Annotated in this window: 13 protein-coding genes and 1 other RNA gene; 8 read left to right on the top strand and 6 right to left on the bottom strand. The window is 41.2% G+C overall.

All coding sequences use genetic code 11. From position 1 onward, the window contains the following. Positions 1-59: 59 nt before the first annotated feature. Positions 60-467 (top strand): thioesterase family protein, encoded by a 408-nt coding sequence (locus ACGF5R_RS03010; RefSeq protein ID WP_112877936.1) that lies wholly within the window; start codon positions 60-62, stop codon positions 465-467. 28 nt (positions 468-495) lie between these two features. On the opposite strand, the gene queC is transcribed toward ACGF5R_RS03010, so the two are convergent. After that, positions 496-1194 (bottom strand): 7-cyano-7-deazaguanine synthase QueC, encoded by a 699-nt coding sequence (gene queC, locus ACGF5R_RS03005; RefSeq protein WP_112877937.1) that lies wholly within the window; start codon positions 1192-1194, stop codon positions 496-498. Positions 1195-1226: 32 nt separating this feature from the next. Continuing rightward, the gene (locus ACGF5R_RS03000; protein ID WP_112877938.1) at positions 1227-2279 is read right to left on the bottom strand and encodes a PLP-dependent cysteine synthase family protein; all 1053 of its coding nucleotides are present in this window, start codon (positions 2277-2279) and stop codon (positions 1227-1229) included. A 127-nt stretch (positions 2280-2406) separates the two neighbouring features. Here ACGF5R_RS03000 and ACGF5R_RS02995 point away from each other — a divergent pair, with 127 nt between their 5' ends. The 5 genes from ACGF5R_RS02995 (at position 2407) to amtB (ending at position 8323) form a co-directional block, all read left to right on the top strand. Further along, positions 2407-2868, top strand: a complete 462-nt coding sequence (locus ACGF5R_RS02995) for an Lrp/AsnC family transcriptional regulator (RefSeq protein WP_112877939.1) — start codon at positions 2407-2409, stop codon at positions 2866-2868. Positions 2869-2954: 86 nt separating this feature from the next. Beyond that, complete coding sequence (locus tag ACGF5R_RS02990; protein ID WP_112877940.1) at positions 2955-4724, top strand: SmdA family multidrug ABC transporter permease/ATP-binding protein; 1770 nt, start codon at positions 2955-2957, stop codon at positions 4722-4724. Continuing rightward, complete coding sequence (locus tag ACGF5R_RS02985) at positions 4717-6501, top strand: SmdB family multidrug efflux ABC transporter permease/ATP-binding protein (protein ID WP_387689672.1); 1785 nt, start codon at positions 4717-4719, stop codon at positions 6499-6501. Before ACGF5R_RS02990 ends, ACGF5R_RS02985 begins: the two co-directional genes overlap by 8 nt. Before the next feature lie 177 nt (positions 6502-6678). Beyond that, on the top strand, positions 6679-7017 hold the full coding sequence (glnK, locus tag ACGF5R_RS02980; protein WP_049582557.1) for a P-II family nitrogen regulator: 339 nt from the start codon (positions 6679-6681) through the stop codon (positions 7015-7017). A 22-nt stretch (positions 7018-7039) separates the two neighbouring features. After that, complete coding sequence (gene amtB / locus ACGF5R_RS02975) at positions 7040-8323, top strand: ammonium transporter AmtB (RefSeq protein WP_112877994.1); 1284 nt, start codon at positions 7040-7042, stop codon at positions 8321-8323. 72 nt (positions 8324-8395) lie between these two features. Here the strand turns inward: amtB and tesB are convergent, their stop codons facing one another. Continuing rightward, complete coding sequence (gene tesB, locus ACGF5R_RS02970; protein ID WP_112877942.1) at positions 8396-9259, bottom strand: acyl-CoA thioesterase II; 864 nt, start codon at positions 9257-9259, stop codon at positions 8396-8398. Positions 9260-9509: 250 nt separating this feature from the next. On the opposite strand from tesB, the gene ACGF5R_RS02965 reads away from it, so the two are divergent. Then, positions 9510-9956, top strand: a complete 447-nt coding sequence (locus ACGF5R_RS02965) for a YbaY family lipoprotein (protein WP_112877943.1) — start codon at positions 9510-9512, stop codon at positions 9954-9956. Between the two features lie 134 nt (positions 9957-10090). Further along, positions 10091-10187, top strand: an RNA gene (gene ffs / locus ACGF5R_RS02960) — signal recognition particle sRNA small type. 81 nt (positions 10188-10268) lie between these two features. Here ffs and ACGF5R_RS02955 read toward each other — a convergent pair. The 3 genes from ACGF5R_RS02955 to ACGF5R_RS02945 all read right to left on the bottom strand — a co-directional run bounded on the left by ACGF5R_RS02955 (position 10269) and on the right by ACGF5R_RS02945 (position 15894). Then, a complete protein-coding gene (locus ACGF5R_RS02955; RefSeq protein WP_011147992.1) occupies positions 10269-10472 on the bottom strand; it encodes an HHA domain-containing protein in 204 nt (67 codons plus the stop codon). 1051 nt (positions 10473-11523) lie between these two features. Beyond that, positions 11524-14673, bottom strand: a complete 3150-nt coding sequence (locus ACGF5R_RS02950; protein WP_112877944.1) for an efflux RND transporter permease subunit — start codon at positions 14671-14673, stop codon at positions 11524-11526. 27 nt (positions 14674-14700) lie between these two features. Continuing rightward, complete coding sequence (locus ACGF5R_RS02945; RefSeq protein ID WP_112877945.1) at positions 14701-15894, bottom strand: efflux RND transporter periplasmic adaptor subunit; 1194 nt, start codon at positions 15892-15894, stop codon at positions 14701-14703. Between the last annotated feature and the right edge of the window lie 46 nt (positions 15895-15940).

Raw genomic sequence — 15940 nt, 5'->3', positions numbered from 1 at the left:
GTTTTGCTATTGTGAAATCAGCTTGATCAGACGAGTGACATTAACATTAAGGCAATATTATGAGTTCAGTTATAAAAGTTCATGGTTATCATATAGATTTATTTCAACATGTGAACAATGCTCGCTACTTGGAATTTCTAGAAAGTGCTCGATGGGAGTGGCTGCATAAACACTCTGTAGTGGAATGGATACAGAAAAACAATGTTGGGTTTGCAGTGGTTAATATTAATATTAATTATCGCAGTTCAGCGGTTCTTGGTGATGAATTAGAGGTGGATTGCCGGTTGACGGAGCTGAGAAACAGGAGTGGCGTATTTTCTCAAGAAATTATACGCAAGAGGAATAATCAACTCATTGCAGATGCTAAAACTACGTTTGTCTGGATTGATAGGAAAACACAAAGAGCTTTGTCTATTGAAGGTGAATTACGTGAAATAATGGGAGTTTTGGTGCAAACAGGACAATGAGAGGAAAAAGCTCTCATTGCCATTTGGATTAAACTAAATGTGTTTTTGCTTTCATTTCAGTCATAATTTTCTCAGGCGCATTGAGATATTGTTCTAATCCGTTAGCTCTGAGATGACAAGCTGCACATGTACCACACCCATTACCTTGAATACCGTTGTAGCAAGTCAATGTCTGACTACGAATAAAGTCTAAATGCTGGTAGTAGTCGGACAATGCCCAAGTTTCAGCTTTGTTGAGCCACATCAATGGCGTCTCAAAGCGGATATTACGGGCAATGCCAAGGCTTACTGCTTTATTCAGTGCCTTGACAAATTCATCACGGCAATCAGGGTAGCCGGAAAAATCAGTTTCGCATACGCCGGTAATGACTGCTTCGGCTTCAACTTGGTAAGCATATATAGCAGCCAGCGTCAGGAATAAGATATTACGGCCAGGGACAAATGTACTGGGTATGGCACTTTTTTCACTTTCATTGTAATCGGGAACAGGAATATTATCACGAGTCAGACTGCTGAGAGCCAATTCGTTAAGTAATGTGACATCCAGTACTTTATGTGCGACAGCACCAAGAGAATGACTGATATTACGTGCAACATCAATTTCGGCACGATGGCGTTGACCATAATCAAAAGTGACACAATGTACTTCATCATATTGATTAATTGCCTGAATCAGGCAGGTAGTGGAATCTTGCCCCCCACTGAATACAACAACAGCTCGTCTCATTGTAACATCCTCATTGGAATAAAATGGTTATGTTACTTATAACTACAGAAATTGGGTAGTTGTTTGAGATAAGGTGAGATATCGCCGATGTTATTTTTTACCCAATCTGGATTGTAATAAGTATCGAGATAACGTTCACCACTGTCGCACAGTAAAGTTACTATTGCACCTTGTTCTCCACGCTCATGCATTTGGTTAGCAAGCAGAAGAGCTCCCCAGACATTAGTCCCCGTAGATGCGCCAACTTTTCTGCCTAGTAATTTTTCCAACCAGTAAATTGTTGCAATGCTGGCGCAATCGGGTATTTGGATCATGTCATCAATGACTGAGGGAATAAAAGAAGGCTCTGCTCTAGGGCGGCCAATACCCTCAATCTTGCTGCTATAATTGCCACGAATATCACAGCAATTTTGACGGTAATAGTCATAAAATATAGAGTTTTCTGGATCGACAACAATTAGTTTAGTGTTATGCCCTTGGTAACGGATATAGCGTCCTAAAGTTGCAGAAGTTCCCCCAGTACCAGCGCTCATAACAATATAATCTGGTTCAGGAAATGGTTCCATTTGCATCTGGCGAAAAATACTTTCAGCAATATTGTTGTTACCTCGCCAGTCTGTTGCTCGTTCGGCGTAGGTAAATTGATCCATATAATGACCATTTAGTTCTTTCGCTAGTCGTTCTGACTCGTCATATATTTGTGCTGAATGGTTAACAAAATGGCATTTACCCCCATAAAATTCAATTTCCTGAATTTTACGTTTCGCAGTGTATGAGGGCATAACAGCAATAAAAGGTAGCCCAAGCAGGCGGGCAAAATAGGCTTCGGATACAGCAGAGCTACCCGATGAGGATTCAATAACCGGGGTACCTTCCTTTATCCAACCATTACTAAGTGCGTAAAGGAATAAAGAACGAGCAAGCCTATGTTTCAGACTGCCGGTTGGATGGGTGCTTTCATCTTTTAGATATAAATGGATGCCTGGAAAAACTGGCAAATTAAGGCGGATAAGATGAGTGTCAGAGCTGCGTTGATGGTCTGCTTGAATCTCTCTGATTGCCTTGGTGGTCCAACTGTGTGACATTAATTATTAACTCTATAATTTAAAAGTAATTGGCAGCGGGTAGATTAACTTGATACTGGGAGAAATAGATTGTTATTTTTCTTAATATATGGTTTCTTTGTAGGAAAATTTTCTATAAGAGGTAGCTATGTTGGATAAAACAGACCGCAAGTTGCTTAAGTTACTACAGAAAGATTGTAGCCTGTCTCTGAATGCATTGGCGGAAGCTGTTAATCTTACCTCTACTCCTTGTTGGAAACGGTTAAAACGACTTGAAGATGAAGGCTATATCGTTGGCAAAGTTGCTTTGCTTGATAGCGAAAAATTAGGATTAGGGCTGACAGTGATTGTTATGATCAGAACTCAGCAGCATAGCAGTGGTTGGTATGAGCAATTTGTTGCATTTATAAAGCAAATGCCAGAAGTCTTGGCTTTTTATCGTATGGCTGGTGAGTGTGATTATTTAATGCACGTAGAAGTTGTGGATATGAAAAGTTATGATCTTTTCTACAAGCGTATGGTTAATGGTATTCCCGGGTTGATTGATGTGACATCGAGTTTTGCAATGGAAAAAATCAAATACACTACAGCATTACCGATACCAGATTAACCAATTATTAATTCATTGCGTTAGATCAATTATTCTGAGTGTCGTTCAACATTTTTACTATCTATTTCATTTCGGGATATACACGTGTGAGATTGTTTTCTCAATTAAGTTGGTATTTCTGTAGCGAGTGGCGTCGCTATCTTGGGGCAGTGACTCTGCTTATTATTATTTCTATTCTACTACTCATTCCTCCCTATCTGGTGGGTGTAATCGTTGATGGGATCAGCACTGCGTCTATGTCGTTTTACCAATTGATGGTGTGGGCGGGTGTTATACTGGTTATCGCATTGATTGTCTATATCTTGCGTTATATATGGCGTTTATGGTTGTTTGGGGCGTCATATCAATTAGCAGTGAAATTGCGGAATAATTTTTACCAGCAACTTAGCCGACAAAGCCCTGAATTTTATTTGCGTCACCGCACGGGAGATTTAATGGCTCGTGCGACTAATGATGTGGATCGGGTAGTATTTGCGGCCGGTGAAGGCGTGCTTACGTTAGTTGATTCACTAGTTATGGGTTGTGCAGTGCTGATTATGATGAGTATACAAATTAGTTGGCAATTAACTTTACTGTCTCTGTTACCTATGCCGATCATGGCAATCATTATTAAACGATATGGTGATCAACTTCATCGACGCTTTAAATCTGCACAAGGGGCATTTTCTGCTCTTAATAACCAGGCTCAGGAGAGTCTGACCAGTATTCGTATGATTAAGGCGTTCGGCCTTGAAGATTTGCAATCAAATCAGTTTGAACAAGTTGCAGTGGAAGCCGGTCGTAAGAATATGTATGTTGCCAGGGTGGATGCTCGATTTGATCCGACAATTTTTATTGCCATCGGTATGTCAAACTTACTAGCTATCGGTGGTGGTAGTTGGATGGTGTTGAATGGTGTTTTAACACTTGGTGAGCTTACCAGTTTTGTGATGTACCTTGGCTTAATGATTTGGCCAATGTTAGCGCTGGCATGGATGTTTAATATCGTTGAACGGGGAAGTGCCGCTTATAGTCGTATCCGTAGTTTGTTACAAGAGCCCCCGGTCATTGAGGATGGTATTGGTCATTTATTGCCTGAACGCGGTATTCTGGATGTGAATATCAAAGCGTTTAATTATCCGCAAAGTAATAAAACTGTTCTCAGTCAAATTAATTTCCAGTTATTACCTGGACAGTTATTAGGGATCTGTGGCCCAACTGGTTCAGGTAAGAGCACACTACTTGCGCTGATACAGAGACAATTTGATGTGACTGATGGAGAAATTCTTTTCCAGTCGCTCAAAATTGCGGATATTAAGTTAGATGAATGGCGGGCACGATTTGCTGTTGTCAATCAAACCCCCTTTTTATTTTCAGATACTGTTGCCAGTAATATCGCTTTGGGACGTACTGATGCAACACAGGAACAGATTGAAGAAGTTGCCCGCCTTGCCAATGTTCATGAAGATATTCTTCGTTTGCCTGAGGGGTATCAGACAGAAGTCGGCGAGCGAGGGGTAATGCTTTCTGGTGGGCAGAAGCAGCGTATTTCCATTGCAAGAGCATTACTTTTAGATGCAGAGATTTTGATTCTGGATGATGCTTTATCTGCGGTTGATGGGCAAACTGAACACAATATTTTACAAAACCTCAGTCAGTGGAGGCAACAACGGACGGTTATTATTAGTGCTCACCGCCTGTCTGCATTAACTGATGCTGATAATATTCTGGTGATGCAGCAAGGTTCTGTTATACATCAGGGACGGCATCAGCAACTGGCGGAGCAGCCAGGATGGTATCGTGATATGTATTATTATCAGCAACTTGAAGCAGCATTGGATGATGAGGAAACAGTAGAGGGAGATAAAGATGACTAAAGTTAGTCAATTGTGGCCGTCTCTGAAACGTCTGCTAGTTTATAGCAAGAATTATCGTAAGCCGTTGGGGCTAGCTGTACTCATGTTATGGGGGGCTGCAATTGCGGAAGTCAGTGGTCCAGTTCTCATTAGTTACTTTATCGATAATATGGTTGCAACGGGTAATATGCCTGCCAGGGTGGTTATCGGGTTGGCGGTAACTTTTATTATTCTGCAACTGATTACGGCTGTATTACATTATTTTCAGGCTTTATTGTTCAATCAAGTGTCAGTTGATGTGGTTCAGCAGCTTCGTACTGATGTGATGAATGCAGCATTGCGTCAGCCTCTGAGTGCTTTTGATAATCAACCGGTAGGGCAGTTGATTTCCCGTGTAACGAATGATACTGAAGTCATTAAAGATCTTTATGTCAATGTAGTTCCTACGGTATTTCGCAGCATGGCATTGATTGGTGCGATGCTGATTGCTATGTTTATATTGGAATGGCGCATGGCATTGATTGCAATTCTTATTTTTCCTGTCGTATTGATTGTTATGGCGATATATCAGCATTTTAGTACACCAATTGTCCGTCGGGTACGTAGTTATTTGGCTGATATTAATGATGAGTTTAACGAAGTCATTAATGGAATGAGTGTTGTTCAGCAGTTCCGGCAGCAGGCGCGTTTTGGTGAACGTATGTTATCAACTAGTCGGACTCATTATCAGGCGAGAATGCAAGCGTTGAGATTAGATGGGCTTTTGTTACGCCCATTACTGAGTTTGCTATCTGCTATGGTATTGTGCGGTCTTATCGTGTTGTTTGGAATTAGTGGGCCAGGGGCGATTGGTGTCGGGGTATTGTATGCTTTTATTAATTATTTGGGGCGGTTGAATGAACCACTGATTGAATTGACATCTCAGCAATCGATTCTGCAACAAGCTGTCGTTTCTGGTGAAAGAATATTTGAGTTAATGGATAGCCCTCAACAAGGTTATGGCATGGATAGTCAGCCACTGTCCAGTGGTCGAATTGATATAGAAAATGTCAGTTTTTCCTACAGGCATGGAAAAATAATTTTGCAAGATATTAATTTACAGGTTCCGGCTCATGGTTTTGTTGCTTTGGTTGGTCATACTGGCAGTGGTAAAAGTACGCTGGCAAATTTGCTGATGGGGTATTACCCGTGGCAGAAAGGGGAAATTTATCTTGATAGTCGGCCTGTATCATCTCTGTCTCATTCGGTATTACGCAATGGTGTGGCAATAGTTCAGCAGGACCCGGTTGTTCTTGTGGGCTCTTTCTTTGACAATATTACGCTTGGTCGGAATATTTCAGAAGAGAAGGTTTGGCAAGTACTGGAAACTGTTCAATTAGCTGGGTTAGTACGTACATTGCCTGATGGACTTCATACTATCTTGGGAGAGCAGGGTAATACGTTGGCAGCCGGTCAAAAACAATTGCTTGCTATGGCGAGAGTGTTAGTGCAAACGCCACAAATTTTGATCCTTGATGAAGCGACTGCAAATATTGATTCTGGTACGGAACAGGCGGTACAACAGGCTTTGAGATTGATTCGTCAACAAACAACATTGATCGTGATTGCTCATCGTTTGTCTACTATTGTGGAGGCTGATACTATTCTGGTGCTGCATCGTGGTGCAGTTGTTGAACAGGGATGCCATCAACAATTATTTGTGAGTCGTGGACGTTACTATCAGATGTATCAGTTGCAACAAGTAGGTGAGACATTAAATGAATGTGGCACAATCGCTGAGAAAGAGGTGCTAATTTAATCAAGCTTGCACTGATTCGGTGCACTCACGGGAGAGTATATTCGCTGTTCTCCTCCCTTCTTAATTCTCCATAATTTTTACTCTCTTTATTATTTGATTTTTATATGTTTTTAATTTCTGGCACGCCCTTTGCTATTTCCTTATTGAAAACATAATAGCCGGATGGAAGGGGGATGTATGAAGCTCATTACGACAATTATAAAACCATTCAAATTGGAGGATATTCGGGAAGTTCTCTCTGGTCTTGGTGTTCAGGGGTTGACCATAACAGAGGTAAAAGGATTTGGGCGTCAGAAAGGACATGCGGAGCTTTATCGTGGAGCGGAATATAGTGTCAATTTTTTACCTAAAATAAAGATAGATATTGCTGTAGCAGATGAATTGGTTGAGGAGGTAATTCATGCTATTCAGCAATCAGCTTTCACTGGAAAAGTTGGCGACGGTAAAATCTTTGTCATCGAATTGCAACAGGCTATTCGTATTAGAACAGGAGAAACTAACGATGCGGCACTGTAACTCACTGATAGAGAAGATAGATATGAAAAGAAAATTCTCTGTGGCTGCCGGTATTGTAGCCAGTTGCTTACCATCATTATCTCAGGCAGCGGAAGGTGTTGTTGATAAAGCTGATAATGCTTTTATGATGATTTGTACAGTCCTTGTTCTGTTTATGACGATTCCAGGAATTGCTCTGTTTTATGGTGGATTGCTACGGAATAAAAATGTTTTATCGTTAATGGCTCAGGTCATGGTGAGCTTTGCTTTAGTATGTGTATTATGGGTGATTTACGGTTACAGCTTGGCTTTTGAGCCAGGGAATGGTTTTTTCGGTGGTGTTAGTCAAGTGATGCTAAAAAATTTGGCATTCACTGACTTAAGTGGCAATTTTTATCAGCTAATTCATGTGGCATTTCAGGGCTCTTTCGCTTGTATCACAGTTGCTTTGATTATTGGTGCGTTAGGGGAGCGTATTCGCTTTCCGGCTTTGTTAGTTTTTAGTGTGCTGTGGTTGACATTTTCTTACCTGCCTATGGCGCATATGGTTTGGGGTGGGGGTGTGCTTTCACAAGATGGAGCATTGGATTTTGCTGGTGGTACGGTTGTTCATATTAATGCTGCTGTAGCTGGATTGGTTGGTGCTTACTTACTGGGAAAACGTACTGGCTTTGGGAAAGAAGCATTTAAACCCCATAACTTGCCGATGGTCTTCACTGGTACTGCTGTGCTCTATATTGGTTGGTTTGGTTTTAATGCTGGTTCTGCTAGTGCTGCTAATGAGATAGCTGCTCTAGCATTTTTAAATACCATTGTGGCGACTGCCGCCGCTATCCTGTCATGGGTTTTTGCAGAATGGTTTTTCCGTAATAAACCGTCTCTTTTAGGGGCATGTTCAGGCTGTATTGCTGGGCTGGTTGGTATTACACCTGCGGCGGGAATGGTTGGTGTTGGTGGTGCATTAATCATTGGTCTGATCGCGGGTTTTACCGGACTTTGGGGGGTGGTGGCCTTAAAACGGTGGTTACGTGTTGACGATGTGTGTGATGTATTCGGCATACACGGCGTATGTGGGATCGTAGGTTGCCTCCTAACAGGGGTTTTTACGGCTAAATCTTTGGGAGGGACAGGCCATGCAGAGGGTATAACCATGTTGGAACAAGTTGGTATTCAGGCTTTTAGTATACTGGTTTGTGTGATTTGGTCAGTCGTTGTTGCCTTTATTGCTTTTAAAATAGCAGATCTGTTGGTAGGGCTGAGGGTTACGGTTGAAATTGAAAGGGAAGGGTTGGATATTAATTCTCACGGAGAGAGTGCTTATAATTAAGTTGTAATATAAAAGGGCAGCAATAAGGCCATAAAATGTAATGCTGGTTTCTTAGTTTGCTGCCTTATTCATTTATCTATTGCGTTTCCTAATCAGACCTTCCTGTACAGTGGAAGCAACAAGTATCCCTTCACGATTATAAATCTGTCCCCGAACAAAACCACGGGCACCGGAAGCTGACGGACTATCTACAGCATATAGCAGCCAGTCGTCTAGTCTAAACGGGCGGTGGAACCACATAGAATGGTCAATTGTTGCTATCTGAATATTTTTCTCAAGGAACCCGACACCATGTGGCTGTAATGCTGTTGGCAGAAAGTTAAAATCGGAGGCATAGCCAAGTAGATATTGATGAATAAAAGGATTATCAGGCATATTGCCGTTACTGCGGAACCAAACATAGCGTATAGGCTCTTCTGGTGGACAATTGAATGGACTGTGATATTTTACGGGTCTCATTTCTAACGGGCAGGGAAAAAGAAGAGTATTCTGCATCTTTTGTGGCAGTAGATGCGACATTTTTTTCACGATTTCATCCTGAGGGATAAGCTCTTCTGGATAGGGTACATCCGGCATTATATTTTGGTGTTCAAAACTTTCTTCGTGACTTTGAAATGAGGCAGTCATATAAAAGATAGGCTTACCATTCTGAATTGCACTAACTCGCCGGGCACTAAAACTTCCTCCATCACGCAAAACCTCAACATCATAGACGATAGGTTTGTGACTGTCACCGGGGCGTAAGAAATAGCTATGGAAAGAGTTGCCCATTCGGTCATCGACAACGGTTTGTTTGGCAGCATACAGTGCCTGACCAATCACTTGTCCTCCGAAAACCTGAGGAAAACCGAGATCTTCGCTTTGCCCTCGGTAAATACCTTCCTCAATTTTTTCCAATTTCATCAAATTTATCAGATTCTGTAATGACTTGCTCATAATATGCCTTTGTTTTCTATTAGGTTATCGAGAGTACAAGGGATGATTATTGTCTCATTAATAGATGATTAATAAATAACTAAATTGTAAATGTTTTAAGTCCTAACAGCAGTGCAATAAAGAATGTGAGATTTATTGGCGTCTTATGTTCAAATTTTTAATCTATAATTCAAATGATTTAGATTTAATGATTTGATACTTCAATTTATTTTAATATTTATATAGATTAGTTAATAATGGAGGAATGTGTATGAAATTATGGCAGTTCCCCGCTGGCGTATTACTAGCGGTTGCTTTGGTTGGGTGTAATGCCAAAGGTGCTGAGGTAGTAGATGCTCAGGTGGGAAAGATTGAAAATCCAATGAAACGGTCTTTTGTTGAAGGTAATATTAATATACTACAGCGTATAGCATTGCCAGCAGATGCTGTTCTGACAGTGGCGTTATCTGATGTATCTTTGGCTGATGCACCTTCAGTTACTCTGTCTCAGAAGGTAGAGCGTTTAGGTGGGAAACAATCACCTTTCCATTTTGTTTTGCCTTATCAGCCAAACAAAATTAAGCCGAATGCACGCATTGTTGTCAGAGCTTCTGTTTCGCTGCATAGCCGCTTGATGTTTGTTACAGATACCGCATATGAAGTGATTAATAATGGGAAGACTAAAGATGTCGAAATTACGTTGAAAGCCGTTAGATAATACATTTCCTTCATTGTATTGATTTGCAATGTGCAATAAATCAGCATTCGGGTCTGCCTGTCTTGCTATTTAAGTAGGTATGAATGATAATGGCACCGCTTTAGAGTTAAAGCAACACGTCACAATGGGGGCTCTGTTGGTTCTCCCGCAACGCTAACTTGTTAACTTGGTCAGGTCCGGAAGGAAGCAGCCATAGCAGGGGATGTGTGTGCCGGGATGCCGCTGGCAGAGCCCTCGCCAATTTCATTGGTAACCTAATAAGCCGATAGCACTTTACCGGCTCGGATCACTTTCTATCTGATAAAGACTATTTTAGCGAACATATTTCCATACTGAAGGTGGAATTCTATCATACAGTTTATTCATGGTCAGCTCAGCCAGGCGGTGATCCGCAGCAGAGTAGAATAGTTCAAGTTCATCTCCTGAAAGTTCATATTTGTTCTTTTCAATTACACGTTCCAGTGTATCAATCGTGGTGCATTTTCTTAAACGCATCAGATAATCAGTTTTAGTCATAATCGCCTTTCTTATTTAACATATATAAAAAATTATTGAGGGAAATATTCAATCAAATTTTGCTCAAGGAGCAATTTAAATCCTGTAACAGGACGCTGGTTAAGCGTTCATTAGTTTTTTTACCATTCCATAAGTTTAGAAACGCTAATCTTAATTTGTTTCCAAACAAAGTATAAGTATATGTATTATCAATACATTTATCAATTCAAGTGAGAAGACTGAAATCATCAGAATATTTTATTTTAAAGTACCAAACGAAAGTTGATATGTATTCAATCTATTTGTTTAGCTTTAAAATCTCCTGAAATGTAGAAGCTATTTCCACAACCAGTCTCATCTCTGTGTACTCTGCACTAGAAGTGCTTCTTGCCTTAGATTTTCACATAAGCATTCTAATTCATCAATATTATGTCATCTTGAGTGAATATTCATCCATGCTATGTTGATCTTGATGTATATGCCATTACTTAATTTTTCGAGTTAAACACTAAGCATATACACGTATTATAAATTTTTTTCGAGAGATTATTATTATGTATCTATAATCGTTCTTTGGGATTATTTATCTTTTCTACAGATGGCTCTGATTTGCTTCTAGTAAATCAGAATCAGCTCTTAACAAAATTCATACCTTAACTCAATAAACTATAAATAGCGGCTAGTATGTGTGAGTTAATATGTAGGTTTATATAAAACAGTATTTCCCTCAGATACCAGTAACGGCAGATTATAGCCTGATGGCTACAATAATCAATGAATATAACATCATTATTACATAAGTCACTATGTGCTGGTATTGTTTTTTGTCATTTAGTGTAAAAAAAGATAAAGTAATTTTTGTCCGACAACTTTCATATTAATTTTATTAAAGTTACTAATGCTTGGATTTTTAAAGCTATTTTATACTCATAAGTGGTGATTATAATTAAATTTAAACGAAATTACTTAAATATTAAGCGGATAGATTAATGATCAGAATCTTGTCAGATGTAGGCAACGATTATATTTAAGAAGGCCGATTTGACGGCCTTCTGGTTATTGTTGGTAGCATTTAATGAGATTCTGATGCGAGTTCAATCTCCTCCGCTTTCTTACTGAAACGTCGTCTTATAACCACAAAGAATACCGGCACGAAAAAGATGGCTAGCGAGGTTGCTGCAATCATTCCGCCTAATACCCCAGTACCCACTGCGTTTTGAGAGCCGGATCCTGCACCATTACTCAGTACTAGGGGGATAACACCTAACATAAATGCTAGTGATGTCATTAGGATTGGGCGAAGACGCATTCTTACCGCATCTAGCGTAGCTTCTATCAACCCCTTGCCCTCTTTTTCCATCAAGTCCTTGGCGAATTCAACGATGAGTATCGCGTTCTTAGCCGACAAACCGATAGTGGTCAACAAGCCAACTTTAAAGTAAACATCGTTATCTAAACCGCGGAATGTTGTTGCTAACAAGGCTCCAACGATACCTAATGGTACTACTAGCATAACTGAGAATGGAATTGACCAGCTTTCATACAGTGCAGCTAGACAGAGGAATACTACTATCAATGATAATGCATATAGAGCTGGGGCTTGATTACCAGACAGGCGTTCCTGATAGGACATACCTGTCCAGTCGAAACCGATTCCATTTGGTAACTGCGATGCTAATTCTTCCATTAAAGCCATTGCATCACCGGTACTTTTACCAGGGGCTGCTTCACCCAATATTTCCATTGATGGTAAACCGTTATAACGTTCCAGACGTGGTGAACCGTAGGTCCAGGGTTCTTTGGACGTATCTGTAAAGGCAGAGAATGGAACCATTTCACCCTGTTTATTACGGACATACAGCTTGTAAATATCACTTGGTAGCATACGATAAGGAGCTTCCGACTGAACGTAAACTTTTTTGACTCGACCGCGATCGATAAAGTCGTTTACGTAATTACTGCCAAACATCGTGCTGAGTGTAGAGTTGATATCCACGATGGAAACACCGAGAGCTTCAGCTTTTTCCTGATCGATTCTGATCCGATATTGAGGGGTATCTTCCTGACCATTAGGACGAACACCTACTAACATATCTGGATGCTGTTGTATCATGCCAAGTAATTGGTTACGGGCTTCTGTCAGTTTGTCATGTCCAAGGTTTGCTTTATCAATTAATTCAAAATCAAAGCCAGTCGCTGAACCTAACTCTACAATTGCCGGGATGTTAAACGCAAAAACCATACCTTCTTTGATTTTCTGGAAGTGAGCACTAGCCCTGGCAACAATAGCAGGTACTTTGTTTTCAGCACCTGGACGTTCACCCCAGTCTTTTAGGCTTATAAATCCCAACCCAGTGTTTTGACCTTGCCCACTAAAACCAAAGCCACTGACGGTAAATACAGAAACCACACGATCTTTTTCTTCTGTATTGAAGTAATCGCTTATTTTATCTAGAACTTTTTCTGTTTGTTCCTGTGTCGCCCCCGCAGGTAATTGAACCATTGTCAGCAATACTCCCTGATCTTCTTCGGGAAGAAAAGAGGATGGTAAACGTGTGAACATGATGGCCATACCCGCCACCAGGAATACATAAATTACCAGATAACGGCCTGTATTGCGTAGAATACGACCAATGCTGTCAGTATAGTGGTGGGTACTTTTGTCAAATATGCGGTTGAACCAGCCAAAGACGCCGGTCTGCTTACCGTGGCTACCTTTGGCAATGGGTTTCAACATGGTGGCACATAGAGCTGGTGTTAGGATTAGTGCTACCAGCACAGACAATACCATTGCAGATACGATAGTGATCGAGAATTGACGATAAATTGCACCGGTTGAACCACCGAAGAAGGCCATTGGGATAAATACAGCAGACAGCACCATTGCAATACCAACTAGGGCGCTTTGGATTTGTCCCATCGATTTCTTGGTTGCTTCTTTCGGCGATAGACCTTCTTCCTGCATAACACGTTCAACGTTTTCTACAACAACAATGGCATCATCTACCAATAAGCCAATGGCGAGAACCATAGCAAACATGGTTAATGTATTTATTGAATAGCCAAATGTAGCGAGTATTGCAAATGTTCCTAAGAGTACGACTGGAACCGCAATGGTTGGAATGAGTGTTGCACGGAAATTTTGGAGAAATAGATACATTACCACGAACACCAGCATGATGGCTTCAACCAGTGTTTTTACCACTTCGTTTATAGAGATTTTAACGAATGGTGTGGTGTCATATGGATAGACGATTTTCAGCCCGTGAGGGAAGAAAGGTTCCATATTTTTTAGCGCTTCTTTTACTGCTTTGGATGTATCCAAAGCGTTAGCGCCTGTCGCTAGTTTGACACCGATACCCGCAGCAGGTTTTCCATTATAGCGGGCAATGATGTTGTAGCTTTCTGCACCTAGTTCCACCTTTGCTACATCTTTCAGACGGACCTGAGAACCGTCAGTATTGACACGCAGAAGAATATTGCTGAACTCTTCCGGTGAGGTTAGACGTGTTTGAGCAATGATCGACGCATTCAAGCGTTGACCTGGAACCGGAGGGGTTCCCCCTAATTGACCGGCGGCTATTTGGTTATTTTGTGCTTTGATGGCATTTATTATATCCAGAGTCGTCATTTTGTAGTTAATGAGCTTGTCAGGATTTAACCAGATACGCATAGCATACTGGTTACCAAAAAGCATTGTATCACCCACACCAGTGACACGGCTCAGAGGGTCTTTGACGGTTGCACCAACATAGTCAGAGATATCGTCTTGTGACATAGAGCCATCTTCAGAGATGAATCCGGCAACCATCAAGAAAGAGGCCGTGGACTTATCTACACGTATACCTTGCTGTTGCACTTCTTGTGGTAACAGAGGCATAGCGAGTTGTAGCTTGTTTTGTACTTGTACCTGTGCAATATCGGGATCAGTACCGGCCTCAAAGGTTAGTGTAATATTCATGTTTCCAGCAGAATCACTGTCGGAAGACATATAAACTAGGTTATCGATACCATTCATGTTCTGTTCGATAACCTGTGTCACTGTGTTTTGCACAGTAGTGGCATCTGCGCCGGGATAAGTTGCAGAGATAGAAATCGCCGGTGGTGCAATAGTAGGGTATTGCGCTACGGGTAATTTCATAATTGCCAGCAGGCCAGCCAGCATGGTGATAATCGCGATTACCCATGCAAAGATTGGCCGATCTATAAAAAATTTAGGCATGAATCACTGACTCCTATGACTCCTAAATTAAGACTTTTTCGCAGGTTCAGCTTGGTTCGCAGCAGATTTTGCATTTAAGTCCACTTCTTCTGCTTTAACCGGGATGCCGGGTTTAATTTTTTGCAAACCAGTAACGATGACCCGATCACCTGCTTTTAGACCGGAAGCTACTAGCCATTTATCACCAATAGCTTGGTTGGCAGTGATAATGCGCGGTTCGACTTTTTCGTCTGCACCAACCACCATGACAGTAGCTTCACCACGAGGTGTACGGGTAACTCCTTGCTGAGGAACCAGTATTGAATCCTGGCGAATACCTTCTTCCAGTTTTGCACGAACAAACATACCTGGAAGCAGTTCTTCATTCGGGTTAGGGAATATTGCACGGATAGTGATAGAGCCTGTTGTTTCATCTACAGTAATATCAGAGAATTCCAAGTAACCTGTTTCACTGTAGTTTTTACCATTTTCCATGATCAGGTGAACTTTAGCCTTATTGTCCCCTTTCTGCACAATACCTTTGGCGATTTCATTTTTAAGACGCAGATAATCATCACTTGACTGAGTGACATCCACATAAATCGGATCCAGTTGTTGAACAGTTGTCAGTGCTGTTGGTTGACCAACAGAAACTAGAGCGCCTTCAGTTATAGTAGATTTGCCGGAACGACCACTAATCGGTGCTGTAACTTTGGTATATGCCAAATTGATACGGGTGGTCTCTACGGCCGCTTTTGCTGCCTGTACTATAGCATTCGCTTGTGCATAGTCGGCGCTGGCTTTATCAAATTCCTGTTGACTAACATAGTTTGTACCTAACAGTGATTTATATCGGTTCACTGTCAAGCGTTCGATCTCTGCATTAGCCTGAGCTTTTGCCAAATCAGCTTTAGCTTTGTCATAGTCAGCTTGGTAAGTTGCTGGATCTATCTGATATAAAGAAGTGCCTGCTTTTACATCGCTACCTTCTTTATAATTTCGTTTCAGAATTATACCACTTACTTGTGGACGAACTTCTGCAATGCGGAAGGCTGATGTTCGGCCTGGAAGTTCCGTCGTGACCATCAGAGGTTCAGTTTTCAGCGTCACGATACCGACTTCAGGAGCCTGTTGGTTCCCAGCAACTTGCTGAGAGTCTTTGTCGTTACATCCTGAAAGAGCTAAGCTGCCTGAGAGTACCAGTACTGTAGCCAGAGGCAAGACTCCCCTGTTTATTCGCATAAGTAAACCTCAATATTTTTAGATGTTGACCCTTCAATCCGTAAAA

The organism is Photorhabdus sp. RM71S, assembly GCF_042879355.1.
GTDB classification, from domain to species: domain Bacteria; phylum Pseudomonadota; class Gammaproteobacteria; order Enterobacterales; family Enterobacteriaceae; genus Photorhabdus; species Photorhabdus kayaii.
The sequence above is the reverse complement of the archived record's forward strand: the minus strand, read 5'-3'. Positions and strand labels throughout refer to the sequence as shown.

Excerpts from the sequence above, each read along its gene's own strand:
- ACGF5R_RS03010 (WP_112877936.1), top strand. The coding sequence starts at position 60 with ATGAGTTCAGTTATAAAAGTTCATGGTTATCATATAGATTTATTTCAA.
- ACGF5R_RS02945 (WP_112877945.1), bottom strand. The coding sequence starts at position 15,894 with ATGCGAATAAACAGGGGAGTCTTGCCTCTGGCTACAGTACTGGTACTC.
- ACGF5R_RS02985 (WP_387689672.1), top strand. The coding sequence starts at position 4,717 with ATGACTAAAGTTAGTCAATTGTGGCCGTCTCTGAAACGTCTGCTAGTT.
- ACGF5R_RS03000 (WP_112877938.1), bottom strand. The coding sequence starts at position 2,279 with ATGTCACACAGTTGGACCACCAAGGCAATCAGAGAGATTCAAGCAGAC.
- tesB (WP_112877942.1), bottom strand. The coding sequence starts at position 9,259 with ATGAGCAAGTCATTACAGAATCTGATAAATTTGATGAAATTGGAAAAA.
- ACGF5R_RS02955 (WP_011147992.1), bottom strand. The coding sequence starts at position 10,472 with ATGACTAAAACTGATTATCTGATGCGTTTAAGAAAATGCACCACGATT.
- ACGF5R_RS02965 (WP_112877943.1), top strand. The coding sequence starts at position 9,510 with ATGAAATTATGGCAGTTCCCCGCTGGCGTATTACTAGCGGTTGCTTTG.
- queC (WP_112877937.1), bottom strand. The coding sequence starts at position 1,194 with ATGAGACGAGCTGTTGTTGTATTCAGTGGGGGGCAAGATTCCACTACC.
- ACGF5R_RS02950 (WP_112877944.1), bottom strand. The coding sequence starts at position 14,673 with ATGCCTAAATTTTTTATAGATCGGCCAATCTTTGCATGGGTAATCGCG.
- amtB (WP_112877994.1), top strand. The coding sequence starts at position 7,040 with ATGAAAAGAAAATTCTCTGTGGCTGCCGGTATTGTAGCCAGTTGCTTA.
- ACGF5R_RS02995 (WP_112877939.1), top strand. The coding sequence starts at position 2,407 with ATGTTGGATAAAACAGACCGCAAGTTGCTTAAGTTACTACAGAAAGAT.
- glnK (WP_049582557.1), top strand. The coding sequence starts at position 6,679 with ATGAAGCTCATTACGACAATTATAAAACCATTCAAATTGGAGGATATT.